Origin of the sequence: Streptococcus parasanguinis (genome assembly GCF_009717775.1) — a bacterium.
GTDB classification, from domain to species: domain Bacteria; phylum Bacillota; class Bacilli; order Lactobacillales; family Streptococcaceae; genus Streptococcus; species Streptococcus parasanguinis_AG.
In genome coordinates this window covers 99,784-125,481 of record NZ_WMZF01000003.1, presented here as the reverse complement: position 1 = coordinate 125,481, position 25,698 = coordinate 99,784, and the positions used below count along the sequence as shown (strand labels likewise).

Here is a 25,698-nt window from a genome sequence, read left to right as displayed (position 1 = left end):
TTCAGTGTTATTTTTTAGAAAAAATCATCAAGAGGAGATCAATCAATGAAAAGAGCTGGGGAAAAAAGTTCAAATAAATTGGGTCTTGTAATTGCTGCTCTTGTTGCAGTTGTTGTTCTTGTTGCTGGATTTATTTTCTTTAATCCATTTGGAGGAACTAAGTCATCTGGCACGGCTAAAAAAACAACTGGAACAAGCTCAACCAAGCAAGAAACTAAATATGAACCAAGCCAAGAAGAAAAAGATTACTTGAAAAATCGTTTTGCTCAGTTAACAGCTGTTAACCCTGAGGCAATTGCTTATGTCTATGCACCGGGTACTGAGTTGGATGAACCTGTTGTACAAACCACTGACAATGAAACTTATTTGAATAAGACGTTTGATGGTGGAAATGAACCATACATGGGGACAGTCTTCATGGATATGGACAACAAGAAAGACTTCAGTGATCGTTTGACTTGGTTGTTTGGTCATGCTCGTGGTAGTAAGGTCGGCGATCATCGCATGTTTAATGATGTCAACTACTATGACAAACAAGAGTATTTGGACCAACATCCGTATGTTGTGATTGAGACACCAGAGCGGAAATATTATTATGAAGTAATGGGATTGGTCATTGTCCCAGAGGACACCGCTTTCTACCGTACAAGCTTTACTGATGACAATGATTTTACGACACAATTGAAGAATATCTATGAGTCAGCTCGTACGAAGAATCCTAATATCAAGATCAAAGCATCTGATAAATACTTAGTATTGTCAACTTGTCGTGAAGAGGATGAAACCATTCGTTCTAACCTCTACCTTCGTCAAATTCCTGATTCAGAAATGAAGGATTTTGTGGCAAAACATGCAGATCAATTGAAATACGTGGCAACACGTGGTCAACAATAATGACTTGAAAGACTTAGCATTGCTAAGTCTTTTTTGCATGGAAGGATTGTTGAAATGTCCATTGGTGGTAAGCAAAAGGTGGGGATCTGGCTTGTTCTTTTGCGATGGGGTCCTATTTATAGTATAATGAATATAAGTGTTTTGGAGGTGTTCTATGGATTTAACGACACGTTTTAATAAAAATCTGAATCGGATTGAAGTATCTTTGATTCGTCAGTTCGATCAATCAATTTCTTCCATTCCTGGTGTCTTGCGTTTGACTTTGGGGGAACCAGATTTTACAACTCCTGAACATGTAAAAGAAGCAGGAAAGGCTGCCATTGATGCGAACTTTAGCCATTACACTGGGATGAGTGGTTTGTTGGCTTTGCGTGAGGCTGCGAGTCAGTTTGTGGCGGATAAATATGGTATTCACTACCGTCCTGAAGATGAGATATTGGTGACGATCGGTGCAACAGAAGCCCTATCTGCAACCTTGACAGCAATCTTGGAACCTGGAGATGTAGTCCTTCTTCCGGCGCCAGCTTATCCTGGTTATGAACCCATTGTGAATTTGGTTGGGGCGGAGATTGTCGAAATTGATACGACAGCAGATCGTTTTGTCTTGACTCCTGGAAAGTTGGAAAAGGCCATTTTAGAGCAGGGTGAAAAATTGAAGGCTGTTGTTCTCAATTATCCAGCTAACCCAACGGGTGTCACTTATTCGCGCGAACAGATGGCAGAATTAGCTGCTGTCTTAAAAAAATATGAAGTCTTTGTGATTTGTGATGAAGTCTATTCAGAGTTGACTTATACTGGAGAAGCGCATGTCTCTATGGCCTCCTTTATTCCTGAGCAGACCATTGTTATCAATGGCTTGTCCAAATCTCATGCCATGACAGGCTGGCGACTTGGCTTTATCTTTGCCCCGGCTGCGTTGACGGCCCAACTCATCAAGAGCCATCAGTATTTGGTAACGGCTGCTGGAACCATGAACCAGTATGCTGCGATCGAAGCTTTGACGGAAGGTCGAGATGATGCGGAACCGATGAAGAAGGAATATGTGAAGCGTCGGGATTATATTATCGAACAGATGTCCGCGCTTGGGTTTGAGATGATTAAGCCAGATGGTGCCTTTTATATTTTTGCTAAAATCCCAGCTGGTTATAATCAAGACTCCTTTGCTTTCTTGCAGGATTTTGCGCGTGAAAAAGCAGTTGCTTTTATTCCTGGTGCTGCTTTTGGTCAATATGGTGAAGGCTATGTGCGTTTGTCGTATGCAGCCAGCATGGAGGTTATCAAGGAAGCAATGAAACGCTTGAAGGAGTATATGGAAGAACATGCTGGAGTCAATTGAGACCCGGGGAATTGTCCTGTATAATCGGGAGTTTCGTGAAGATGACAAGCTGGTCAAAATTTTCACGGAGAAGTCAGGGAAGCGGATGTTTTTTGTGAAACATGCGGGAAAATCACGGTTGAATCCCATGTTGCAACCTTTGGTAACGGCAGATATGTTGTTGAAAATCAATGATGATGGGTTGAGTTATATTGATGATTTTCAAGATGTGCAGGTTTATAAAAAAATCAATGCAGATCTTTTTGCCCTTTCTTATGCGACCTATGTTCTGGCGCTTGCAGATGCAAGTATTCAGGATAATCAGGTGGATCCAGCCCTGTTTGCTTTTTTGGAAAAGACCTTGTCTTTGATGGAAGAGGGACTGGATTATGAGGTTTTGACCAATATTTTTGAGATTCAGATTCTATCACGATTTGGAGTTATCTTGAATCTGCATGAATGCTGTTTCTGTCATCGGGTTGGACTTCCTTTTGATTACTCTTTTCGCTATAGTGGGGTCCTTTGTCCGGATCATTATGATCAGGATGAGAGACGCGCTCACTGGCATCCGAATGTTCTCTATTTATTGGATCAGTTTCAAGCAGTACGATTCAATGAGTTAGAGACGATTTCTCTACAAGCAGAGATGAAAGCAGCTCTGCGTCAGGCAATTGATCAGTTGTATGAGGAGTATGTAGGGATCCATTTAAAAGCTAAAAAGTTTATCGATTCCTTGAGTGATTGGGGAGCGATTATGAAAGATTCATCTGGAGGTGAAACATGAAAAAAATTGCAGTAGATGCAATGGGGGGCGATAATGCACCTCAAGCCTTGGTAGAAGGTGTGAATCAAGCCATTCGTGATTTTGATGATATTGAGATTGTCTTGTATGGCGATGAGGCAAAAATCAAAGACTATTTAACCGCAACAGAACGTGTATCGATTGTGCATACGGAAGAAAAAATCGATTCAGATGATGAGCCAACGCGGGCCATTCGTCGGAAGAAACAGGCTTCGATGGTCTTAGCTGCCAAGGATGTGAAGGATGGTGAGGTCGATGCCATGCTATCTGCGGGGAATACAGGTGCCTTGTTGGCAGCAGGTTTCTTTATTGTTGGCCGCATCAAGGGCGTGGAACGTCCAGGTTTGATGTCGACACTTCCGACGGTTGATGGTCGTGGGTATGACATGTTAGATTTGGGTGCTAATGCGGAAAATACACCGGAGCACTTGCATCAGTATGCTGTGATGGGGTCCTATTATGCTGAAAATGTTCGTGGGATTCAAAAACCGCGCGTGGGTCTATTGAACAATGGGACAGAAGCTAGTAAGGGAGATCCTTTGCGCAAGGAAACCTACCAATTGTTATCTGAGGATGAGTCGATTCATTTTGTTGGAAACGTGGAAGCGCGTGACTTGATGGATGGCGTTGCTGATGTCGTTGTGGCGGATGGTTTCACGGGAAACGCTGTCTTGAAAACGATGGAAGGAACGGCTTTTGGGATCTTGAAGCAATTGAAACAAGCAATTGCCACAGGAAACTGGAAGGCGAAATTAGGAGCTTTTCTGCTCAAGGACCGTTTGAAATCATTGAAGCAAACCTTGGATTTCTCAGATGTTGGAGGAGCGGTCTTGTTTGGTCTTCAAGCACCTGTTGTTAAAACGCATGGTTCGAGTGATGCCAAAGCTGTCTATAGCACGATTCGTCAGATTCGGACCATGTTAGAGACAGATGTTGTTGGAAAATCAGTGAAGGAATTATCGAAGGAAGGGTAATGTATGAGTAAACAAAACGAAATTTTAGTTACAATTGAGGAATTTCTCAAAGATCGCAAGGGTCCAGACTTTCAAGTATCTTTGGAATCTGACTTACGTAAGGATTTACAGGCGGATTCTGTTGAATTGATGGAATTTATTATCAATCTTGAGGATGAATACCAAATTGAGATTCCGGACAAGGCTATTGATGAATTTAACACAGTAGGGGATGTTGTCGACTATATCGAAAAACGAACTGCTGGTCACTAATGAAAAAGGGATCGTTCAGAGATTATTCTGGATGATCTTTTTTTCTGTCCTTTTTATTCGGATTCTGCTTATATTGTACGGAATTTTATTGAAAATACACTTTGTATGTGATAGAATGAAGGTGATAAAATACGAAAGGCGAACAAAGTCATGACCAATCAACTGATTTATACTGGAAAAGCTAAGGATATCTATACTACTGAGGACGAAAATGTGATTAAGTCGGTCTATAAGGACCAGGCAACCATGCTTAATGGGGCTCGTAAGGAGACTATTAAGGGAAAAGGTGTGCTAAATAATCAGATTTCGTCTCTTATTTTTGAAAAATTGAATGCTGCGGGAGTAGCGACGCACTTTATCGAACGTATCTCTGATACCGAACAACTCAACAAGAAAGTGAAAATCATTCCTTTGGAAGTTGTTCTTCGTAATGTTACTGCGGGTTCTTTTTCTAAACGTTTTGGCGTTGAAGAAGGTTTGGATTTGGAAACTCCAATCGTTGAATTTTACTATAAAAACGATGAGTTGGACGATCCATTCATCAATGACGAGCATGTGAAGTTTTTGGATATTGCCAATGATGAACAAATTGCTTATATTAAGGAAGAAACGCGTCGTATCAATGAATTGCTGAAAGATTGGTTTGCACAAATTGGTCTTCGTTTGATTGACTTCAAATTGGAATTTGGTTTTGATAAGGATGGCAAGATTATCTTGGCAGACGAATTCTCTCCAGATAACTGCCGCCTTTGGGATGCGGAAGGGCACCACATGGACAAGGATGTTTTCCGTAGAGATTTGGGCAGTCTAACGGATGTATATCAGGTTGTGTTGGAGAAATTACAAGGCTTGAAGTAATCTTTTTGAAACGGAAAACCTTCGTCTTTCAAGTAAAAGGACTCAGGCTGACAAGGACTACTAGACCTTTTCACTCCGTCGTGATCTTGGTAGCTTGACAGATGTTTATGAAGTTGTATTGGAAAAATTGCAAGGTTTGAAGTGATCTTTTTGAAATAGAAAACCTTCGTCTTCGATAACATGTTTGAATAGAAATAAAGGAAATAAAATGGATAAACGTATTTTCGTTGAGAAAAAAGCTGATTTTCGTGTGAAATCGGACTCTTTAGTAAAAGAATTGCAACATAATCTTCAGTTGAAAACGTTGAAGGATCTTCGGATTGTTCAAGTTTATGATGTCTTTAATTTGGCAGAGGATTTGTTTGCGCGTGCGGAAAAACATATCTTCTCTGAGCAAGTGACCGATACTGTTTTGGATGAAGCTGCGGTTCAGGCTGATCTTGAAAAGCATGCTTTCTTTGCGATCGAAAGTTTGCCTGGTCAATTTGACCAACGTGCGGCATCTTCACAAGAAGCTTTGCTTTTGCTTGGTAGTTCAAATGATGTAACAGTGAATACAGCGCAACTTTACTTGGTCAACAAGGATATTGATGCGAATGAGTTGGAAGCTGTCAAAAACTACCTCTTGAACCTAGTGGATTCTCGTTTCAAAGATATCACTGTTGGTATTGCGAAACAGGATTTCTCTGAGTCTGACAAGACCATTCCAAGCTTGGATTTCTTTGAAACTTATACGGCAGAAGATTTTGCCAAGTATAAAGCAGAGCAAGGATTGGCCATGGAAGTGGATGACCTTCTCTTCATTCAAGATTACTTCAAGTCTATTGGTCGTGTGCCAACTGAGACTGAGTTAAAGGTGTTGGATACTTACTGGTCTGACCACTGTCGTCACACAACTTTTGAGACGGAGTTGAAAAACATCGACTTCTCAGCTTCTAAATTTGAAAAACAATTGCAAGCGACTTATGACAAGTATATTGCCATGCGTGATGAGTTGGGACGTACGGAAAAACCTCAAACCTTGATGGATATGGCGACTATTTTTGGCCGTTACGAGCGTGCCAATGGTCGTTTGGATGACATGGAAGTGTCTGATGAAATCAATGCCTGCTCAGTTGAAATTGAGGTGGATGTCAATGGTGTCAAAGAACCATGGCTTCTCATGTTCAAAAATGAAACCCACAACCATCCAACGGAAATCGAACCATTTGGTGGAGCGGCTACTTGTATCGGTGGTGCCATTCGTGACCCATTGTCAGGGCGTTCATATGTTTACCAAGCCATGCGTATCTCAGGTGCTGGCGATATTACAGCTCCAATTTCAGAAACTCGCGCTGGGAAATTGCCACAACAAGTGATTTCTAAAACAGCAGCTCACGGTTATTCTTCATACGGTAACCAAATTGGTCTTGCCACAACTTATGTTCGTGAATACTTCCACCCAGGTTTCGTTGCTAAGCGTATGGAGCTAGGTGCAGTTGTCGGTGCGGCTCCTAAGGAAAATGTTGTCCGTGAAAAACCTGAAGCTGGTGATGTGATTATCTTGCTCGGTGGTAAGACTGGACGTGACGGTGTCGGTGGTGCGACAGGTTCATCTAAAGTTCAAACGGTTGAATCTGTTGAAACAGCTGGTGCTGAAGTTCAAAAAGGGAATGCCATCGAAGAACGTAAGATTCAACGTCTTTTCCGTAATGGGGAAGTGACCCGTTTGATCAAGAAATCAAATGACTTTGGTGCTGGTGGTGTCTGCGTGGCTATCGGTGAATTGGCAGATGGTCTTGAAATTGATCTAGACAAAGTGCCATTGAAATACCAAGGTTTGAACGGTACAGAAATTGCCATTTCTGAGTCTCAAGAACGGATGGCTGTGGTGGTTCGTCCAGAAGATGTAGACGCCTTCGTTGCTGAATGTAACAAAGAAAATATTGATGCTGTTGTCGTTGCAACAGTAACGGAGAAACCAAATCTTGTCATGCACTGGAATGGTGAAACAATCGTTGATTTGGAACGTCGTTTCCTTGATACAAACGGTGTACGTGTAGTTGTGGATGCTAAGGTCGTTGACAAGGATGTCAAGCTTTCAGAAGAACGTCAAACATCTGCTGAGACCCTTGAAGCAGATACGCTTGAAGTCTTGGCTGACCTGAACCATGCCAGTCAAAAAGGGTTACAAACTATCTTTGATAGCTCAGTTGGTCGTTCAACAGTCAATCACCCACTGGGTGGTCGCTACCAAATCACACCAACGGAAGCTTCTGTACAGAAATTGCCAGTCCAACATGGCGTGACAACAACTGCCTCTGTCATGGCGCAAGGCTTCAACCCTTATGTAGCAGAATGGTCTCCATATCATGGTGCGGCTTATGCGGTCATCGAAGCAACCGCTCGTTTGGTTGCTGCTGGTGCAAACTGGTCTAAGGCTCGTTTCTCTTATCAAGAGTACTTCGAGCGGATGGATAAACAAGCAGAGCGTTTTGGTCAACCAGTAGCAGCTCTTCTTGGATCTATCGAAGCTCAGATTCAACTTGGTTTGCCATCTATCGGTGGGAAGGACTCTATGTCTGGTACCTTTGAAGAATTAACAGTACCACCAACCTTGGTTGCTTTTGGGGTGACAACAGCAGATAGCCGTAAAGTTCTTTCTCCAGAATTTAAAACTGCTGGTGAAAATATTTACTATATTCCAGGTCAAGCTTTAGCACAAGAAATCGACTTCGATCTCATCAAGTCTAACTTTACTCAATTTGAAGCTATCCAAGCAACTCACAAAGTCACATCTGCATCCGCTGTCAAATACGGTGGTGTGGTTGAAGCTCTTGCCCTTGCAACATTTGGGAACCATATCGGTGCTAACGTCGAATTAGCTGACCTTGACACCAGCTTGACAGCCCAATTGGGCGGATTCGTCTTCACGTCTCCTGAAGAGATTGCAGGTATTGTCAAGATCGGACGAACAGTGGCTGACTTTACACTTATTGTCAATGGTGTAACGCTTGATGGACACAAACTTGACAGTGCTTTCCAAGGTAAATTGGAAGAGGTTTACCCAACGGAATTTGCACAAGCAACTGAGTTGGAAGAAGTACCGGCTGTAACAACAAATGCTGTGATTAAAGCTAAAGAAACAGTTGAGACGCCAGTGGTTTACATCCCGGTATTCCCAGGTACCAACTCAGAATATGACTCCGCTAAGGCCTTTGAAAAAGAAGGTGCAAAAGTCAACTTGGTACCATTTGTCACACTGAATGAAGAAGCGATTGTCAAGTCTGTTGACACCATGGTTGACAACATCGGAAAAGCTAATATTATCTTCTTTGCAGGTGGCTTCTCAGCAGCGGATGAACCAGATGGATCAGCTAAATTTATCGTGAACATCTTGCTCAATGAAAAAGTGCGTGCAGCCATTGATCACTTCATTGAACGTGGTGGTTTGATCATTGGTATCTGTAACGGATTCCAAGCCCTTGTTAAATCAGGTCTTCTTCCATACGGTAACTTTGAAGATGCAAGTAGTACCAGTCCAACCCTCTTCTACAATGATGCCAACCAACACGTGGCTAAGATGGTTGAAACACGGATTGCCAACACCAACTCACCATGGCTTGCCGGAGTAGAAGTTGGTGACATCCATGCCATTCCAGTATCACACGGTGAAGGGAAATTTGTCGTGACAGCTGAGGAATTCGCAGAGCTTCGTGACAATGGTCAAATCTTTACCCAATATGTTGACTTCGAAGGGAAACCAAGCATGGATTCTAAATATAATCCTAACGGATCTGTAAATGCTATCGAAGGTATCACAAGTAAGAACGGTCAAATCATTGGGAAGATGGGTCACTCAGAACGTTTCGAAGATGGTCTCTTCCAAAATATTCCAGGAAATAAAGACCAACATCTCTTTGCATCAGCGGTTAAATACTTTACTGGAAAATAAAAGGTATACAAAATGACATACGAAGTTAAATCTCTTAATGAAGAATGTGGTATTTTTGGGATCTGGGGACACCCAGATGCTGCAAAACTGACTTATTTCGGATTACACAGTCTTCAACACCGTGGTCAAGAAGGGGCAGGGATCCTTTCGAATGATGCGGGTCAATTAAAACGGTATCGTGACACGGGGCTTCTCTCAGAAGTATTTCGAAATCCTGCTAACTTGGATAAGTTAACAGGAACGGGAGCGATTGGCCATGTTCGCTATGCGACAGCTGGGGAAGCTTCGGTGGATAACATCCAACCCTTCCTCTTTCGCTTTCATGATACCCAGTTTGGACTGGCCCATAACGGGAATTTGACCAATGCCAAGTCCCTTAAACGGGAGTTGGAAAATAACGGAGCGATCTTTAGCTCAACTTCTGATTCAGAAATCTTGGCCCACTTGATTCGTCGGAGCCACAACCCTTCTTTCATGGGTAAGGTGAAAGAAGCCTTGAATACGGTGAAAGGTGGATTTGCTTACCTTCTCATGCTGGAAGATAAGCTGATTGCGGCCTTGGATCCAAATGGTTTCCGTCCTCTTTCGATTGGGAAAATGGCCAATGGCGCTATCGTAGTTTCCTCTGAAACCTGTGCCTTTGAAGTGGTTGGTGCTGAGTGGATCCGCGATGTGAATCCAGGTGAAGTCGTGATCATCGATGATAACGGCATCACTTACGATAACTATACAACGGACACCCAATTGGCTGTTTGTTCGATGGAGTATATCTACTTTGCCCGCCCGGACTCCAATATTCAAGGGGTCAATGTCCATACAGCTCGTAAACGTATGGGGGCTCAATTGGCACGTGAATTTAAACATGAAGCAGATATTGTGGTCGGTGTACCTAACTCTTCACTTAGTGCAGCTATGGGATTTGCGGAAGAATCCGGCCTACCAAATGAAATGGGCTTGATTAAAAACCAATACACCCAACGGACCTTTATTCAACCGACACAAGAATTACGTGAGCAAGGGGTTCGGATGAAGCTCTCTGCCGTATCCGGTGTCGTGAAAGGCAAACGGGTTGTCATGATCGATGATTCTATCGTACGTGGGACAACATCACGTCGAATTGTGAAGTTATTGAAAGAAGCAGGAGCTACAGAGGTCCACGTAGCAATCGGTAGCCCAGCCCTTGCTTATCCATGTTTCTACGGGATCGATATTCAAACACGTAAGGAATTGATTGCTGCCAATCACACAGTAGAGGAAACACGCGATATCATTGGTGCAGATAGCTTGACGTATTTGTCAATCGATGGCTTGATTGATTCTATTGGAATTGATACAGATGCTCCAAATGGCGGTCTTTGTGTGGCTTACTTTGATGGAAAATATCCAACGCCTTTGTATGACTACGAAGAACGCTATGTGGAAAGTTTGAAAGAACATACTTCTTTCTATTAAGAGCAGTGCAAAAGAAAAGGAATGAAACAAATGACAAATAAAAATGCTTATGTTCCACGTCTCACTACTGACTAAAAGCTAAAGCATTTGTCAGTAGACGCTTTGCCCTATGGGACCAAAGCTAGAGACCTGACTAGTATTTTTAGATAAAATAATTGTTTATCTAAAAATACGTCGCACTCTTTCTCAAAAAAAGAAAAGGATTAAAAAATGACAAATAAGAATGCATACGCTCAATCTGGTGTGGATGTTGAAGCGGGTTATGAAGTTGTTGAACGGATCAAAAAACACGTTGCTCGTACGGAACGTGCTGGTGTCATGGGAGCTCTTGGTGGTTTCGGTGGCATGTTTGATCTTTCAAAAACAGGTGTCAAAGAGCCTGTTTTGATCTCAGGTACAGATGGTGTTGGTACTAAGCTGATGCTGGCTATTAAGTACGACAAACACGATACCATCGGTCAAGACTGTGTTGCTATGTGTGTTAACGATATCATCGCTGCAGGTGCTGAGCCCCTTTACTTCCTAGACTATATCGCAACTGGTAAAAATGAACCAGCCAAACTAGAACAAGTTGTTGCAGGTGTGGCAGAAGGTTGTGTACAAGCTGGTGCAGCCCTCATTGGTGGTGAAACGGCTGAAATGCCTGGTATGTATGGTGAAGACGACTATGACTTGGCTGGTTTTGCAGTCGGTGTTGCAGAAAAATCTCAAATCATTGACGGTTCAAAAGTGGCAGTAGGGGATGTGATTCTTGGACTTGCTTCAAGCGGTATCCACTCAAATGGTTATTCACTTGTTCGTCGTGTCTTTGCGGATTACACAGGTGAAGAAGTTCTCCCAGAATTGGAAGGCAAAAAACTTAAAGACGTTCTTTTGGAGCCAACTTGTATCTACGTCAAAGCGGCTTTGCCACTCATCAAAGAAGGATTGGTGAATGGAATTGCCCACATCACAGGTGGTGGTTTCATCGAAAATGTGCCTCGTATGTTCGCGGATGACTTGGCTGCTGAAATTGATGAAAGCAAAGTGCCAGTTCTTCCAATTTTCAAAGCCCTTGAAAAATATGGAGAAATCAAACATGAAGAAATGTTTGAAATCTTCAACATGGGGATTGGTCTCATGCTTGCGGTAAAACCAGAACATGTGGAGCGTGTCAAAGAACTTCTTGACGAACCTGTTTATGAAATCGGTCGTATTGTGAAGAAAGATAGCGCAAGTGTGGTGATTAAATAATGACTAAAAGGATTGCTGTTTTTGCCTCTGGCAACGGCTCAAACTTTCAGGTGATTGCGGAACAATTTCCGGTAGAATTTGTCTTTTCCGATCACCGTGATGCCTATGTCTTAGAACGTGCCAAAAACCTTGGTGTGGTGAGCCATGCCTTTGAACTCAAGGAATTTGATAATAAAGTAGCTTATGAAGAAGCTATTGTTCACCTCTTGGAAGAGCACCAGATTGACTTGGTTTGTTTGGCGGGCTATATGAAAATCGTTGGCCCAACCTTGCTAGCAGCTTATGAAGGCCGTATCATCAATATTCACCCGGCTTATCTTCCAGAATTTCCAGGGGCTCATGGTATTGAAGATGCTTGGAAAGCAGGTGCTGCTGAGAGCGGCGTGACCATTCACTGGGTGGATTCTGGTGTGGACACTGGTAAGGTTATCAAACAAGTCCGTGTGCCACGTCTTGAAGGGGATACCCTTGACGCTTTCGAGACTCGCATCCATGAAACAGAGTACAAGCTCTATCCAGAAGTGTTGGAACGTTTGGGCGTTGCACGAAAATAAGGAAGCCATTGATCGGAAAGAACATTTTCGACTGTAGCAGATGAAGAACTTTTTTAAAAAAGGAAAAGAAAGAAAAATGACAAAACGAGCACTTATTTCAGTCTCAGATAAAGCGGGCATTGTTGAATTTGCCCAAGAACTAAAAAAACTTGGTTGGGATATCATCTCGACAGGTGGGACCAAGGTTGCCCTTGACAATGCTGGGGTGGATACCATTGCTATCGATGATGTGACTGGTTTTCCAGAAATGATGGACGGTCGTGTGAAGACCCTCCACCCAAATATCCATGGGGGTCTCCTCGCTCGTCGTGACCTCGATAGCCACCTAGAGGCTGCTAAGGATAATCAGATCGAACTGATCGACCTTGTTGTGGTCAATCTTTACCCATTCAAGGAAACCATCCTCAAATCAGACGTGACTTACGCTGACGCGGTGGAAAACATCGATATCGGTGGGCCATCTATGCTTCGTTCAGCAGCAAAAAACCACGCTAGCGTAACAGTTGTGGTAGACCCTGCTGACTATGCTGTTGTGCTTGACGAATTGGCAGCCAAAGGCGAAACAAGTTACGAAACTCGCCAACGCTTGGCAGCTAAGGTTTTCCGCCACACAGCTTCATACGACGCTTTGATTGCAGAGTACTTCACAGCTCAAGTGGGTGAAAGTAAACCTGAAAAACTCACTTTGACGTATGACCTTAAGCAACCAATGCGTTACGGTGAAAATCCTCAACAAGATGCAGACTTCTACCAAAAAGCTTTGCCAACGGATTATTCCATCGCTTCAGCGAAACAGCTCAACGGGAAAGAATTGTCCTTCAACAATATCCGTGACGCGGATGCCGCTATCCGTATCATCCGTGATTTCAAAGACCGTCCAACCGTTGTGGCTCTTAAACACATGAACCCATGTGGGATTGGTCAAGCTGACGACATCGAAACTGCTTGGGACTACGCTTATGAGTCTGACCCAGTATCCATCTTTGGTGGGATCGTCGTTCTCAACCGTGAGGTGGACGCTGCGACAGCTCAAAAAATGCATGGTGTTTTCCTTGAAATCATCATTGCACCAAGCTATACAGACGAAGCGCTTGAAATCTTGACAACTAAGAAGAAAAACTTGCGGATTCTTGAATTGCCTTTTGATGCTCAAGATGCTAGCGAAGTGGAAGCAGAATACACTGGTGTTGTTGGTGGTCTCCTCGTTCAAAACCAAGACGTCGTCAAAGAAAGCCCAGCTGACTGGCAAGTGGTGACGAAACGCCAACCAACTGAAACAGAAGCGACAGCTCTTGAGTTTGCTTGGAAAGCTATCAAGTACGTCAAATCAAATGGGATCATCGTGACTAATGACCACATGACACTTGGTGTTGGCCCAGGTCAAACTAACCGTGTGGCTTCCGTCCGTATCGCCATTGACCAAGCTAAAGACCGTCTTGACGGCGCTGTTCTTGCTTCAGATGCCTTCTTCCCATTTGCGGATAACGTGGAAGAAATTGCTAAAGCAGGTATCAAGGCCATCATCCAACCGGGTGGCTCCGTCCGTGACCAAGAGTCAATCGAAGCGGCTGATAAATATGGCTTGACCATGATATTTACAGGGGTAAGACATTTTAGACATTAATGGGTATTTAAAAATTAGCTCATTATCAATTATGATGACTGATTTATCGCTAACAAAAAGAGAAGACGTAAGTTGTCTTCTCTTTTTGTATGTCTAAAACAATAAGCATTTTAGTGTTAGAAATTATTAAAATGATTTGTTAGAGCTGTTCATGACTAATCTCGAAAAACTCAGTTTCTCACTTAGCTATTTTTTATACGTTTTATGGTGTTTAAGGTTGTTGTGACTAGCTCGTTAATAGGCATGGCTTTATAATCTCCTTTTAACCATTCATCAAAAATATTGTAGAGACCGCCGGTAATGAATCTAATATCATAGTTGATTTGTCTTTGATCACTATTTGTGATGTGCCAAGGTGCCATGACAGTGGTATAAGTAGCAGGAAGCTTATCGTAAGACCTTTGCAAGATAAGCACGAGTAAGTTTGCGTCTTGCAAAATTTTTAATGGCTCAGTGTACTGGCTCCAATACTGAAAGAAAAGGTTCACTAAATCTTCAAAATTAGTCAGTTTTGCTGTTTGAAGTTCGATAATATAGTATTGGATTAAGCGGTCTAAATAGTTCGTAAGAACTTCCTCTTTTGAATGGTAATAACGATAAAATGTTCGTCTGGCAATCTGAGCATGCTCGCTGAGTTCAGCAATGCTGATATTTTGGAGAGACTTCTTAGTTGCTAATAAATCGAACAAGGCTTCCTCCAGCCATTGTCGCGTTTGATATTCCATGGTATTTTTCCTTTCCTGTCACACTTTTGGTCAAACTGTGCCAATTTCTCTTAACCCCTTGTTTTTGTAACACTTTATCTTTATACTAAAAGTGTTGCGCGTGATATATGATTATCATTTATTCTTAACATTGTACAATTGTTAGTTGTTATTAAGGAGGTAAAGATATGAACATTCTTTTTAATGTTTGGATGCTGCCTATTTTATTTATTTTACATGATTTTGAAGAAATAATTTTTATGCCCTTGTGGAAAACACGACATCATCAAAAGTTAGAAACTTTTAAGAAGCCGTTCTTTGGTTCCGTTACGCAAGGTTCCGCTTTTACAGTAGGTGTGTTCGAAGAATTTATCATCCTGGTGTTTATTTCTGGATTCTGCCAAATAACTCACAACAGTTTACTCTATTTATCTTTTGTAATAGCTTATACAGCTCATTTTATAATCCATTATATCATGTGCCTGCAATTTAGGGGCTATGTTCCTGGAGTCGTCACGGGAACCCTAGAATTGCCAATGGTTCTAATGATTGTTTCCCACTATTGGCCTTCTGACAGTTCTTTGTTATCAGTCGTTGTCTATCTTTTATTGGCCATGGTAATAGCTTTTACAAATCTTAAAATCATGCATCTCATCATGCCAAAAATTCAAACACATCTAGAAAAATACGCGAAATGAAAAACGATTAAATGAGAGCTACTTTTTAACCTTTCTGATATAACTGGTTAATGAGCAGCCAAGAGTCAATCGAAGCTGCGAATAAATACGGCTTGACCATGATCTTTACAGGGGTTCGTCACTTCCGTCATTAATCAAAAACGGCACGCATCAATGGATGGGTGCCTTTTCTGCTGGTCATGAAGACCTTAATCGGGATAGATATAGGTGACTGTTCCCCAGACGGGATTGGTCGGGTCGAACCAACCGCGGAAGTTGTCGATATAGCGATGGCCGTTGTAATTGGCCTCTTGGATCTGAATTTTTTGGTCGTGTTCGACATCTGTTACAAGAGCGACGTGGCCATATCCTCCATTGTCCCAACAGGCGATGGCACCGACCTCTGGGCTGTTTCCAGTCCGGAATCCCGCAGCGCGTGCACTAACTGCCCACATGCCACCGTTTCCCCACCAGTTGTGGGCCCAAGGGGCTAATTCTTTGGCTCCCCAGGTACATTCACCGATCGGATAGGTGTTTCCCGGGTGTGTCGCGAGTGGCGTGAGCTTTGGTTTTGCCTTTTCTACTTGAAAGGTAGTGGGGAATAGCCCTTTTAATTGTCCCTGACTTTTCTGATAGACGTGTAGGTGAAATAGCCCGCTTCCCTTGTGTTTTTGAGCTTGAAAGCGCAGTTGGAAGTGTCCGGGTGCGACCTTCTTTGCTGGATACCAGACCAGATCATCCTGCCCATTTTCTTCAGACCAGATCGGGAAAACAATCTCCTCTACATCCTCGAATAACTTCAGGTCTATCTCGAATTCTTGTGAGGAGATGGGTGTGATCGTGATCTTGGGCTGGGAGGAAGCCAGGTCTTTTTGCTGGACGCTGGTCGTGAGAGGGTAGAGGCCGGTTAGTTGCTCATTTGCCTCCACCCCATAGACATGGACATGATAAAGTCCAGCTTGATCAGAATGGTTGGTCAATGGCACTTGTAGGTTAAATCCTTTGTCACTGCGTTCCACAGGATACCAAATCAGGTCATCTTGGCCATTTTGGTCAGACCAGACGGGAACTTGAATCTTTTGGTACCTATCTGGGACGTTTCCAAGATGAATTACCAGCTGCCCTTTTTCGGCATAGATAGCATTGGTCGCTTGATCTGCATGAGCAATAGAGGCTTGCATCCCCCATGTCGCACAAGTCAGTACGAGAAATTTTTTGATCGTTTGCATAATACTCCTTTTCGTCAATTAGTAGGTCTCACCTATACTATTCGGAAAAAAATGAGAAATAGGAGAAAATAGCAAAAAATGTTTGGATTCTACTGAAAATAGGAGACTTTTGCTGAAATCATTAGAATAAAACGAACGATTATGATATAATTTAATAAAATAATTCGCAAAAGAGGTTCAAGATGAAACTTTTGGTTGTTGGATCTGGCGGTCGTGAGCATGCGATTGCCAAGAAATTGTTGGAGTCTACAAACGTTGAGCAGGTTTTTGTGGCTCCTGGTAATGACGGGATGCGATTAGATGGTCTGGATTTGATCAATATTGGAATTTCCGAACATTCTAAGCTGATTGATTTCGCAAAAGTCAACGATATTGCTTGGACCTTTATTGGTCCAGATGATGCCCTTGCAGCTGGAATCGTGAATGATTTCAATGTAGCTGGTCTAAAGGCTTTTGGTCCGACCAAGGCTGCGGCTGAGCTGGAGTGGTCTAAGGATTTCGCTAAGGAAATCATGGTCAAATACGACGTTCCGACAGCAGCTTATGGCACCTTTTCAGATTTCGAGGAAGCCAAGGCCTACATCGAAGAAAAAGGCGCTCCAATAGTGGTCAAGGCAGACGGTTTGGCCCTTGGGAAAGGTGTCGTCATTGCGGAGACAGTGGAGCAAGCCGTCGAAGCTGCTCACGATATGCTTTTGGACAATAAATTCGGTGACTCAGGTGCGCGTGTGGTCATCGAGGAATTCCTTGACGGGGAAGAGTTCTCTCTCTTTGCCTTTGTCAATGGGGACAAGTTCTATATCATGCCAACGGCTCAGGACCACAAACGTGCCTACGATGGTGACAAGGGCCCTAACACTGGCGGAATGGGTGCCTATGCTCCGGTTCCTCACTTGCCACAGAGCGTGGTTGACACAGCGGTTGACACCATTGTCAAGCCGGTTCTTGAAGGTATGATTAAAGAAGGCCGTCCGTACCTTGGTATCCTTTACGCGGGACTTATCTTGACAGCTGACGGCCCTAAAGTCATCGAGTTTAACTCACGTTTTGGTGATCCTGAAACGCAAATCATCTTGCCTCGTTTGACATCTGACTTTGCGCAAAATATTACTGATATTTTGGATGGCAAAGAGCCAGCCATCACTTGGACGGACAAGGGTGTGACACTGGGCGTGGTTGTCGCATCAAACGGCTACCCGCTCGCTTATGAGAAAGGTGTCAAGCTTCCTACCAAGACAGAAGGCGACATCATCACTTACTATGCTGGAGCTAAATTTGCTGAAAATGGCCAAGACCTCCTCTCAAACGGCGGACGTGTCTACATGCTCGTCACAACAGCAGACACCGTCAAAGACGGCCAAAATATTATTTACAACGAACTCAACAAACAAAACACAGAAGGCCTGTTCTATCGAAATGACATTGGTAGTAAGGCGAATAAATAAATTTTAAAAGCGATGAAGTCGCTAAACCCGATAATGGTCACCGTGGTGAAAAGACCAGAACAGCATCTGTTCTGGTCGGGGGAAACTTTGAGACCTTAGGCTCAAAGTTTAGGAATGAAACCGAAGGTTTGCTTCCGTCCCCACCACCTAAGACAATTATCAAAAAAAGAAAAAGGAAAAATTATGACTAAACCAGTAATTTCCATTATCATGGGCTCAAAATCCGACTGGGCAACCATGCAAAAAGCAGCTGAAGTCCTCGACAACTTCGGTGTCGCTTACGAAAAGAAAGTTGTTTCCGCCCATCGGACGCCCGACCTCATGTTCAAACATGCCGAAGAAGCACGTAGCCGTGGCATCAAGGTCATCATCGCGGGTGCAGGTGGCGCAGCTCACTTGCCAGGGATGGTTGCTGCTAAAACAACTCTTCCAGTTATCGGCGTACCCGTCAAATCACGTGCTCTTAGCGGTGTAGATTCGCTCTATTCCATCGTTCAGATGCCAGGTGGGGTACCTGTCGCAACCATGGCAATCGGTGAAGCTGGTGCGACCAACGCGGCCCTCTTTGCCCTCCGTCTCCTTTCAGTAGAGGATCAGGCTATTGCGACAGCGTTAGCAGATTTCGCAGAAGAACAAGGAAAAATCGCAGAGGAGTCTACAAATGAGCTCAACTAAAACCATTGGCATCATCGGTGGTGGCCAGCTCGGTCAGATGATGGCGATATCAGCTATCTACATGGGGCACAAGGTTATCGCCTTGGATCCAGCAGCTGATTGCCCGGCCTCCCGTGTGGCGGAAATCATCGTGGCTCCTTACGACGACGTGGATGCCCTTCGTCAGTTGGCAGATCGCTGTGATGTTCTCACTTATGAATTTGAAAATGTGGATGCTGATGGTTTGGATGCCGTTATCAAAGATGGACAACTCCCACAAGGGACCGACCTGCTTCGCATTTCCCAAAACCGCATTTTTGAGAAGGACTTTCTTTCCAAGAAGGCACAAGTCACTGTGGCTCCTTACAAGGTCGTGACCTCAAGCAAAGACTTGTCAGATATCGACCTCTCGAAAAACTATGTTCTCAAGACGGCGACCGGTGGTTACGATGGCCATGGTCAGAAGGTCATTCGTTCAGAAGAAGATTTGGAAGAAGCCTATGCGCTAGCTGACTCGGCAGACTGTGTCTTGGAAGAATTTGTCAACTTTGATCTTGAAATTTCAGTCATTGTGTCTGGTAATGGCAAGGACGTGACAGTTTTCCCAGTTCAGGAAAATATCCACCGCAACAACATTCTTTCAAAAACCATTGTGCCTGCTCGCATTTCAGAAAGTCTAGCTGAAAAAGCCAAAGCCATGGCAGTGCGAATCGCAGAACAACTGAACCTTTCTGGAACTCTTTGCGTGGAAATGTTTGCGACAGCTGATGACATCATTGTCAACGAAATTGCGCCTCGCCCACACAATTCAGGACACTACTCAATCGAAGCCTGCGATTTCTCTCAGTTTGACACCCATATTTTGGGTGTTCTAGGAGCACCGCTTCCAGCAATCCACCTTCATGCCCCTGCTGTCATGCTCAATGTTCTCGGCCAACACGTCGAAGCTGCTGAAACATATGTGACAGAAAATCCAAGCGCCCACCTCCACATGTATGGTAAACTAGAAGCAAAGCACAATCGCAAGATGGGACATGTGACTTTGTTTAGTGATGTGCCAGACGAGGTTGAAGAGTTTGGGAAAGGGATTGATTTTTAAGTGAAAATAGCGATTTTAGGACTTGGAGTCATCGGGACCACTTATGCCTATGCCTTTCAAAAAGCAGGCCATCAAGTGGAACACGTACTGAGAGATAGTAAGAAAAGCACTGCTCCGAAGGAGTTGTCGGTTGATCTACTAGATGGTCGCTATCATTCCAAAGGTGAAAACAAACACGACACCTATGAGGTTCATGTGGCGGAAGCTGATTCGGAATATGATTTTATTTTTCTCAGTGTGCGTCATGGGTTTGTCAAAGAAGCTGTGGAAACCTTACGAAAAAATCATATCAAAGGCACTCTTGTTTTCTTCTGTAATTTCTGGGATACTCGAAAAGAGGTCCAAGAGTGGGCAGGAGATTACGACTATATTCTGGCCTTTCCGACAGCGGGCGGTCACATGCAAGAGGATCATTTGGATGGTGTCTTGTTTGACCATTTAATGTTAGAAGGTGAACACAAAGCACACATTTCTAACTATGCTGATCTGACAACTTTGCTGACTTCTGCAGATTTGAAGTGGGAAGTGCCTCATGATATGGTTGAGTGGATTTGGATTCACATGGCGATTAATGCGGGTGTCACTTCGACGGCTGCGCGTTCGGGAAATCTGGAAAACCCAGAAGAACTGGCTTTGAACTTGATGAATAGTTCTTCGGAATTGTCATTGGCTATCAAGGCCATTCGAGAAGCCTTGAAAGTCGTAGAAGCGCGTGGCGTGAATTTGAAGCTTTATAAGGCAGAACTCTTACCCTACAAAATTCCGGCTTGGATAGCAGGCAAAGCCATGAAAGTCATGTTTGCGAAAAATGAGCTGACTCGAAAAATTATGACTTTGCACAATGATAAACAGGACATCTTCTATTGTTGTCAAAGTGTTTATCATACTGGTCAAGAGTTAGGTGTCAAGATGCCTATTCTGGAAGCAAATATGAAGGGCATTTCGCTTTAGGAGGTTTTATGATTCAACTCATTGTCAATGCTTTTGTTGAAAAAGAGAAAACTGGAGCAGTCGTCGAAGTCTTATATGCTAGTAGCGATCACGAAAAAGTGAAAGCTAAGTATGAAGAGCTGACTTCTCAATACCCTGAAAACTATTTAGCCATCTATGATCTGCCTCTAGATACGGATTTGAATACACTCGATCACTATCCGTCAGTGTGGATCGGGAAAGAAGAATTTGAATAAAATGACTATTGGTTGCTAACTGATGTGAAACATCAAAAGAAAGGAAAATAAAAACATGATCGAACGATACTCTCGCCCAGAAATGGCGAACATTTGGACTGAAGAAAATAAATACCGTGCTTGGCTTGAGGTGGAAATCTTGGCTGACGAGGCATGGGCTGAATTGGGAGAAATCCCTAAGGAAGATGTGGCTTTGATTCGTGAAAAAGCAGACTTTGACATCGACCGTATTCTTGAAATCGAGCAACAGACTCGTCACGATGTGGTTGCCTTCACACGTGCGGTTTCTGAAACGCTTGGTGAAGAACGTAAGTGGGTTCACTATGGGTTGACATCTACTGACGTGGTCGATACGGCCTATGGTTACCTCTACAAACAAGCCAACGACATCATCCGCAAGGATCTTGAAAACTTCCTCAACATCATCGCTGACAAAGCGAAAGAACACAAGTTCACTATCATGATGGGTCGTACCCACGGTGTGCACGCTGAGCCTACAACTTTTGGTCTGAAATTGGCGACTTGGTACAGCGAAATGAAGCGCAACATCGAGCGTTTCGAGCATGCGGCTGCTGGTGTGGAAGCTGGTAAGATTTCTGGTGCGGTTGGTAACTTTGCCAACATTCCACCATTCGTTGAAAAATACGTCTGCGACAAATTGGGTATCCGTGCTCAAGAAATCTCTACACAGGTCCTTCCTCGTGACCTTCACGCTGAGTACTTTGCAGTTCTTGCTAGCATCGCAACTTCTATCGAGCGGATGGCGACTGAAATCCGTGGTCTTCAAAAATCTGAACAACGTGAAGTGGAAGAATTCTTTGCCAAAGGTCAAAAAGGATCTTCAGCAATGCCTCACAAGCGCAACCCGATCGGTTCTGAAAACATGACAGGTCTTGCGCGTGTGATCCGTGGCCACATGGTCACAGCTTATGAAAATGTGTCACTCTGGCATGAGCGTGATATCTCTCACTCATCAGCTGAGCGGATCATCGCACCAGACACAACCATCTTGATTGACTACATGCTCAACCGTTTCGGAAACATCGTTAAGAACTTGACTGTCTTCCCAGAAAACATGATCCGCAACATGAACTCTACATTTGGTTTGATCTTCAGCCAACGTGCCATGTTGACTTTGATTGAAAAAGGCATGACACGTGAGCAAGCTTACGACCTTGTTCAACCGAAGACTGCCCAATCATGGGATAACCAAGTCGACTTCAAACCACTTCTCGAAGCAGATCCAGAAGTGACTTCACGCCTCACTCAAGAAGAGATCGACGAAATCTTCAACCCAACTTACTACACCAAACGGGTGGATGAAATCTTCGAACGCATCGGTTTGGGTGACTAATCGCAACGAAAAAGGGAATTTGAAAAATAGACGAAAGAGGCTGGGACAAAAGTCCTAGCCTCTCAATTATTTTTGGATTGTCGAGCAAGACGCAGTGGTTGAGCGGGCTCTACTACGCTGATTTCATCAGCTTTTACAGCCCTACTCAACTGTGCGGAGGTTGGACGACGAAATCGAATTCTAACGAATTACCGATTTCTGTCCCACTCTCTTTTTAAACTTTTTATAGCTAAACTATCACTAATTATATATATTTTTAAAGTGGTCTTTAGAAATCGTTTTCAACATGCTATACTGGAGCTATAAAAAAGACCGAGATGTCTCAGTCTTTTTGGTTCTTAGTGATCGCGGTCACAGGAGATGAACTTGATCTTGTAGTAGTCACCGCGTTTATAGGTTTCCGTGTATTCAAGGATTTGGCCAGTCGCTTCTAGCTTGGTCGTCTTCACTTGTTTGACTGTTGGGAAATTTTCATCGATCTTCAATACTTTAGCAACCTTGCTTGGTGTAGGAAAGACGATTTCGTTGACTTCTTCGAAGTGCTCGTCATTCATATGAATGTGGTAGTCTTCTTTGAAGCGATCATAGATAGAGCTGTAGTATTCCAAATTTGGATAGTTTGGATTGATATATTGTTCAGGAATATAGGTTTGGTGGAAGATATAAGTATCATCCCCTGTCTGGCGAGTCCGTTCGATCTTATAGTAGAATTGCGTTGGGTTGAGGCCTAGTTTGTCTAGGATGCTTAAGGTATTTCCACGTTTAATAGAGAGAACTTTGACTTTGGCCTTTTGGATTGGGAAGGTCTCAACATCTGAAAATTCAACCAGTTTGTGTTTTCGAGCACGAGAAACAAAGGTTCCTTTTCCTTGCTGACGGACAATGTAGCCATCAGCAGCGAGGTCGTTCAAAGCACGGACAACGGTGATAGAGCTGACATCATAAATTTTAATGAGTTCAGCTTCAGTATAAAATTTATCTCCATTTTCAAATTTTCCGGAGATAATTTGCTGCTTCAATTCATCTTTGATGTGTTGGTACTTTGGAATTGCCATAGTGCTACCTCTCTTTAGATTTCTCTTATTTAACCCTATTTTAACATATTTTTTATAAAAGTGTTGACATTTTTTAAATAATTTATTATATTAATAAATGAAAAGGGTTACATATAAGAAAGGGGGGCGTTTATGGGAGTTTTTGAGATTCGCGATGCTTTCTATTTAAAAGATCAACCCTTCAAGATTTTATCCGGAGCGATCCATTATTTCCGAATTGACCCAGCAGACTGGTATCATTCCTTGTATAATCTAAAGGCATTGGGGTTCAACACGGTTGAGACCTATGTTCCTTGGAATGCGCATGAACCCCGCAAAGGGCAGTTTGACTTTAGTGGCCGATTGGATCTAGAGCGTTTCATTCAAACAGCCCAGTCCCTAGGACTTTACATGATTGTAAGGCCGTCGCCCTTTATCTGTGCAGAGTGGGAATTTGGTGGATTGCCAGCCTGGCTCTTAGAAGAAGACCTGCGAATCCGCTCATCAGACCCAGCCTTTATCGAAGCGGTGGATCGTTATTATGATCGCTTGCTTGGGTTGTTGACACCCTACCAAGTGGATCGGGGTGGTCCAATCCTTATGATGCAGGTGGAAAATGAGTACGGCTCTTATGGAGAAGATAAGGATTATCTTCGTGCCATTCGGGATTTGATGAAGGGAAAAGGCGTGACCTGTCCTCTCTTTACATCAGATGGTCCATGGCGAGCAACGCTAAGAGCAGGAACCTTGATCGAAGAAGACCTCTTCGTGACAGGAAACTTCGGTTCCAAAGCAGCCTATAACTTTGGTCAGATGAAAGAATTCTTTGACGAATACGGCAAGAAATGGCCCTTGATGTGTATGGAATTCTGGGATGGCTGGTTTACCCGCTGGAAGGAACCCGTGATTCAAAGGGACCCAGAGGAGTTGGCAGAAGCTGTCCATGAGGTCTTGGAGCTCGGCTCCATCAATCTCTATATGTTTCATGGCGGAACCAATTTCGGCTTCATGAATGGTTGCTCAGCTCGGGGAACGCTCGATTTGCCACAGGTGACATCCTATGACTATGGGGCTTTGCTCAATGAGCAGGGCAATCCGACAGAGAAGTATTATGCTATTCAAAAAATGATGGCGACCTATTATCCGGAATACCCACAGCAGGAACCGCTCATCAAAGAGTGTTTGCCAGAGCAAACCTTGCAATTGGTAGCCAAGACTAGTCTTTTTGGGAATCTGGACAATCTGGCTCAGGTCAAAACCAGTCTCTATCCGGAAAAGATGGAAGGGTTGGGGCAAACCACAGGTTATCTCCTATATGAGACAGACCTTGAGTTGGATGCGGAAGAAGAAAAATTGCGCATCATTGATGGTCGGGATCGGGTACAGATTTACCTGGATGATCAACATGTAGCAACACAATACCAAACAGAGATCGGTGAAGATCTTTTTATCAAAGGAAAAAAGAAAGCGGTTACGAATTTAAAAATCTTGCTTGAGAATATGGGACGTGTCAACTACGGGCACAAGCTCTTAGCTGATAGCCAGCACAAGGGCATTCGCACAGGTGTCTGTGTGGATTTGCATTTCCACCTTCATTGGAAGCAGTACCCACTGGATTTACAAGATCTCAGTCAGCTCGATTTTTCAAAGGAATGGCAGGCAGGTGCTCCAGCCTTTTACCGATATGATTTTCAGCTGGATCACACCCTTGACACTTATCTGGATATGACAGGATTTGGGAAAGGGGTCGTCTTTGTCAACGGCCACAACCTTGGCCGCTTCTGGGAGGTCGGACCGACCACTTCACTTTACGTGCCTCATGGTTTCCTCAAAGAAGGAGCCAATAGCCTGATCGTCTTTGAGACAGAAGGGCGTTACCAAGAGACACTTGAACTTGTTCAACAACCTACATTCAAAGAAGTAAAGGGGGAAAATTTATGACTATTGTAGGATGCCGTATCGATGGACGTTTGATCCACGGGCAGGTAGCCAATCTTTGGACTACCAAACTAAATGTTTCACGTATCATGGTGATCGATGATGAAGTCGCTCAAAATGATATCGAAAAAAGTGGCTTGAAACTAGCGACACCACCTGGTGTTAAGCTCAGTATCTTGCCAGTCGCAAAGGCTGCGGAAAATATCTTGGCTGGAAAATATGATAGTCAACGACTCTTTATCGTAGCTCGCAAACCTGATCGTTTCCTTCGTTTGATCGAAGCAGGCGTTCAGCTTGAAACGCTGAATGTCGGCAATATGTCTCAATCTGATGAGACACGTGCGATTACCCGCTCGATCAATGTGGTGGACGCGGATGTGGAAGACTTCAACAAGATCCACGAAAAAGGTGTAAAGATTACGTCTCAGATGGTGCCAAACGACACTGCAGAAGACTTTATGAAGTTATTAAAGTAAAAGAAAATT

23 protein-coding genes and 1 pseudogene are annotated in these 25,698 nt (G+C 43.5%); 21 read left to right on the top strand and 3 right to left on the bottom strand.

What is annotated here, in order from left to right; all coding sequences use genetic code 11:
* Positions 1-45 precede the first annotated feature (45 nt).
* The 11 genes from srtB (at position 46) to purH (ending at position 13,892) form a co-directional block, all read left to right on the top strand.
* Entirely contained in the window at positions 46-894 is an 849-nt protein-coding gene (gene srtB, locus GMC92_RS06675; RefSeq protein ID WP_155168302.1) for a class B sortase, LPKTxAVK-specific, read from the top strand.
* A gap of 154 nt (positions 895-1,048) precedes the next feature.
* Positions 1,049-2,230: a pyridoxal phosphate-dependent aminotransferase gene (locus GMC92_RS06670; protein WP_155168304.1), complete on the top strand. Its 1,182-nt coding sequence runs from the start codon at positions 1,049-1,051 to the stop codon at positions 2,228-2,230.
* Positions 2,214-2,993 (top strand): DNA repair protein RecO, encoded by a 780-nt coding sequence (gene recO, locus GMC92_RS06665; RefSeq protein WP_049486261.1) that lies wholly within the window; start codon positions 2,214-2,216, stop codon positions 2,991-2,993. The genes GMC92_RS06670 and recO overlap by 17 nt, the downstream gene beginning before the upstream one ends.
* Positions 2,990-3,985: a phosphate acyltransferase PlsX gene (gene plsX, locus GMC92_RS06660; protein WP_021154191.1), complete on the top strand. Its 996-nt coding sequence runs from the start codon at positions 2,990-2,992 to the stop codon at positions 3,983-3,985. Before recO ends, plsX begins: the two co-directional genes overlap by 4 nt.
* A 3-nt stretch (positions 3,986-3,988) precedes the next feature.
* A complete protein-coding gene (locus GMC92_RS06655) occupies positions 3,989-4,237 on the top strand; it encodes an acyl carrier protein (RefSeq protein ID WP_021154192.1) in 249 nt (82 codons plus the stop codon).
* Between the two features lie 150 nt (positions 4,238-4,387).
* The gene (gene purC, locus GMC92_RS06650; protein WP_023920025.1) at positions 4,388-5,095 is read left to right on the top strand and encodes a phosphoribosylaminoimidazolesuccinocarboxamide synthase; all 708 of its coding nucleotides are present in this window, start codon (positions 4,388-4,390) and stop codon (positions 5,093-5,095) included.
* A 208-nt stretch (positions 5,096-5,303) separates the two neighbouring features.
* Entirely contained in the window at positions 5,304-9,029 is a 3,726-nt protein-coding gene (locus tag GMC92_RS06645; protein ID WP_155200041.1) for a phosphoribosylformylglycinamidine synthase, read from the top strand.
* A 12-nt stretch (positions 9,030-9,041) separates the two neighbouring features.
* Positions 9,042-10,481, top strand: a complete 1,440-nt coding sequence (gene purF, locus GMC92_RS06640; protein WP_003009289.1) for an amidophosphoribosyltransferase — start codon at positions 9,042-9,044, stop codon at positions 10,479-10,481.
* Between the two features lie 210 nt (positions 10,482-10,691).
* Positions 10,692-11,714 (top strand): phosphoribosylformylglycinamidine cyclo-ligase, encoded by a 1,023-nt coding sequence (gene purM / locus GMC92_RS06635; RefSeq protein ID WP_155200040.1) that lies wholly within the window; start codon positions 10,692-10,694, stop codon positions 11,712-11,714.
* Positions 11,714-12,268, top strand: coding sequence for a phosphoribosylglycinamide formyltransferase (gene purN / locus GMC92_RS06630; RefSeq protein WP_155200039.1), 555 nt, complete (start codon positions 11,714-11,716; stop codon positions 12,266-12,268). The genes purM and purN overlap by 1 nt, the downstream gene beginning before the upstream one ends.
* Positions 12,269-12,344: 76 nt before the next feature.
* Entirely contained in the window at positions 12,345-13,892 is a 1,548-nt protein-coding gene (gene purH / locus GMC92_RS06625) for a bifunctional phosphoribosylaminoimidazolecarboxamide formyltransferase/IMP cyclohydrolase (RefSeq protein ID WP_155200038.1), read from the top strand.
* Positions 13,893-14,074: 182 nt separating this feature from the next.
* Here purH and GMC92_RS06620 read toward each other — a convergent pair whose 3' ends face one another.
* Entirely contained in the window at positions 14,075-14,617 is a 543-nt protein-coding gene (locus GMC92_RS06620; protein ID WP_024055466.1) for a TetR/AcrR family transcriptional regulator, read from the bottom strand.
* Between the two features lie 167 nt (positions 14,618-14,784).
* On the opposite strand from GMC92_RS06620, the gene GMC92_RS06615 reads away from it, so the two are divergent.
* Together GMC92_RS06615 and GMC92_RS10930 are read left to right on the top strand one after the other, a co-directional pair.
* The gene (locus GMC92_RS06615) at positions 14,785-15,294 is read left to right on the top strand and encodes an HXXEE domain-containing protein (protein WP_155200037.1); all 510 of its coding nucleotides are present in this window, start codon (positions 14,785-14,787) and stop codon (positions 15,292-15,294) included.
* Positions 15,295-15,353: 59 nt separating this feature from the next.
* Positions 15,354-15,428 (top strand): annotated as a pseudogene (locus tag GMC92_RS10930) (IMP cyclohydrolase); the annotation flags it as partial.
* 54 nt (positions 15,429-15,482) lie between these two features.
* On the opposite strand, the gene GMC92_RS06610 reads toward GMC92_RS10930, so the two are convergent.
* Positions 15,483-16,502: a GBS Bsp-like repeat-containing protein gene (locus GMC92_RS06610; RefSeq protein WP_155200036.1), complete on the bottom strand. Its 1,020-nt coding sequence runs from the start codon at positions 16,500-16,502 to the stop codon at positions 15,483-15,485.
* A 182-nt stretch (positions 16,503-16,684) separates the two neighbouring features.
* On the opposite strand from GMC92_RS06610, the gene purD reads away from it, so the two are divergent.
* The 6 genes from purD (at position 16,685) to purB (ending at position 22,241) form a co-directional block, all read left to right on the top strand.
* The gene (purD, locus tag GMC92_RS06605) at positions 16,685-17,947 is read left to right on the top strand and encodes a phosphoribosylamine--glycine ligase (RefSeq protein ID WP_155200035.1); all 1,263 of its coding nucleotides are present in this window, start codon (positions 16,685-16,687) and stop codon (positions 17,945-17,947) included.
* A 183-nt stretch (positions 17,948-18,130) separates the two neighbouring features.
* A complete protein-coding gene (purE, locus tag GMC92_RS06600; protein ID WP_013904394.1) occupies positions 18,131-18,622 on the top strand; it encodes a 5-(carboxyamino)imidazole ribonucleotide mutase in 492 nt (163 codons plus the stop codon).
* Positions 18,609-19,700, top strand: coding sequence for a 5-(carboxyamino)imidazole ribonucleotide synthase (gene purK / locus GMC92_RS06595; protein WP_155200034.1), 1,092 nt, complete (start codon positions 18,609-18,611; stop codon positions 19,698-19,700). Before purE ends, purK begins: the two co-directional genes overlap by 14 nt.
* The gene (locus GMC92_RS06590; protein ID WP_129824724.1) at positions 19,701-20,651 is read left to right on the top strand and encodes a ketopantoate reductase family protein; all 951 of its coding nucleotides are present in this window, start codon (positions 19,701-19,703) and stop codon (positions 20,649-20,651) included.
* An 8-nt stretch (positions 20,652-20,659) separates the two neighbouring features.
* A complete protein-coding gene (locus GMC92_RS06585) occupies positions 20,660-20,887 on the top strand; it encodes a hypothetical protein (RefSeq protein ID WP_049483973.1) in 228 nt (75 codons plus the stop codon).
* Between the two features lie 55 nt (positions 20,888-20,942).
* Positions 20,943-22,241 carry an adenylosuccinate lyase gene (gene purB, locus GMC92_RS06580; RefSeq protein ID WP_003009314.1) on the top strand — a complete coding sequence of 433 codons (1,299 nt, stop codon included), beginning with the start codon at positions 20,943-20,945 and terminating at the stop codon, positions 22,239-22,241.
* 338 nt (positions 22,242-22,579) lie between these two features.
* Here the strand turns inward: purB and GMC92_RS06570 are convergent, their stop codons facing one another.
* Positions 22,580-23,296: a GntR family transcriptional regulator gene (locus GMC92_RS06570; protein ID WP_031572835.1), complete on the bottom strand. Its 717-nt coding sequence runs from the start codon at positions 23,294-23,296 to the stop codon at positions 22,580-22,582.
* 132 nt (positions 23,297-23,428) lie between these two features.
* Here GMC92_RS06570 and GMC92_RS06565 point away from each other — a divergent pair, with 132 nt between their 5' ends.
* A complete protein-coding gene (locus GMC92_RS06565; protein ID WP_155200033.1) occupies positions 23,429-25,216 on the top strand; it encodes a glycoside hydrolase family 35 protein in 1,788 nt (595 codons plus the stop codon).
* Positions 25,213-25,689: a PTS sugar transporter subunit IIB gene (locus GMC92_RS06560; RefSeq protein ID WP_003009322.1), complete on the top strand. Its 477-nt coding sequence runs from the start codon at positions 25,213-25,215 to the stop codon at positions 25,687-25,689. The genes GMC92_RS06565 and GMC92_RS06560 overlap by 4 nt, the downstream gene beginning before the upstream one ends.
* The last annotated feature ends 9 nt before the right edge of the window (positions 25,690-25,698 follow it).

Coding starts and splice junctions, on each gene's coding strand:
- srtB (WP_155168302.1), top strand. CDS start 46: ATGAAAAGAGCTGGGGAAAAAAGTTCAAATAAATTGGGTCTTGTAATT.
- GMC92_RS06670 (WP_155168304.1), top strand. CDS start 1,049: ATGGATTTAACGACACGTTTTAATAAAAATCTGAATCGGATTGAAGTA.
- recO (WP_049486261.1), top strand. CDS start 2,214: ATGCTGGAGTCAATTGAGACCCGGGGAATTGTCCTGTATAATCGGGAG.
- plsX (WP_021154191.1), top strand. CDS start 2,990: ATGAAAAAAATTGCAGTAGATGCAATGGGGGGCGATAATGCACCTCAA.
- GMC92_RS06655 (WP_021154192.1), top strand. CDS start 3,989: ATGAGTAAACAAAACGAAATTTTAGTTACAATTGAGGAATTTCTCAAA.
- purC (WP_023920025.1), top strand. CDS start 4,388: ATGACCAATCAACTGATTTATACTGGAAAAGCTAAGGATATCTATACT.
- GMC92_RS06645 (WP_155200041.1), top strand. CDS start 5,304: ATGGATAAACGTATTTTCGTTGAGAAAAAAGCTGATTTTCGTGTGAAA.
- purF (WP_003009289.1), top strand. CDS start 9,042: ATGACATACGAAGTTAAATCTCTTAATGAAGAATGTGGTATTTTTGGG.
- purM (WP_155200040.1), top strand. CDS start 10,692: ATGACAAATAAGAATGCATACGCTCAATCTGGTGTGGATGTTGAAGCG.
- purN (WP_155200039.1), top strand. CDS start 11,714: ATGACTAAAAGGATTGCTGTTTTTGCCTCTGGCAACGGCTCAAACTTT.
- purH (WP_155200038.1), top strand. CDS start 12,345: ATGACAAAACGAGCACTTATTTCAGTCTCAGATAAAGCGGGCATTGTT.
- GMC92_RS06620 (WP_024055466.1), bottom strand. CDS start 14,617: ATGGAATATCAAACGCGACAATGGCTGGAGGAAGCCTTGTTCGATTTA.
- GMC92_RS06615 (WP_155200037.1), top strand. CDS start 14,785: ATGAACATTCTTTTTAATGTTTGGATGCTGCCTATTTTATTTATTTTA.
- GMC92_RS06610 (WP_155200036.1), bottom strand. CDS start 16,502: ATGCAAACGATCAAAAAATTTCTCGTACTGACTTGTGCGACATGGGGG.
- purD (WP_155200035.1), top strand. CDS start 16,685: ATGAAACTTTTGGTTGTTGGATCTGGCGGTCGTGAGCATGCGATTGCC.
- purE (WP_013904394.1), top strand. CDS start 18,131: ATGACTAAACCAGTAATTTCCATTATCATGGGCTCAAAATCCGACTGG.
- purK (WP_155200034.1), top strand. CDS start 18,609: ATGAGCTCAACTAAAACCATTGGCATCATCGGTGGTGGCCAGCTCGGT.
- GMC92_RS06585 (WP_049483973.1), top strand. CDS start 20,660: ATGATTCAACTCATTGTCAATGCTTTTGTTGAAAAAGAGAAAACTGGA.
- purB (WP_003009314.1), top strand. CDS start 20,943: ATGATCGAACGATACTCTCGCCCAGAAATGGCGAACATTTGGACTGAA.
- GMC92_RS06570 (WP_031572835.1), bottom strand. CDS start 23,296: ATGGCAATTCCAAAGTACCAACACATCAAAGATGAATTGAAGCAGCAA.
- GMC92_RS06565 (WP_155200033.1), top strand. CDS start 23,429: ATGGGAGTTTTTGAGATTCGCGATGCTTTCTATTTAAAAGATCAACCC.
- GMC92_RS06560 (WP_003009322.1), top strand. CDS start 25,213: ATGACTATTGTAGGATGCCGTATCGATGGACGTTTGATCCACGGGCAG.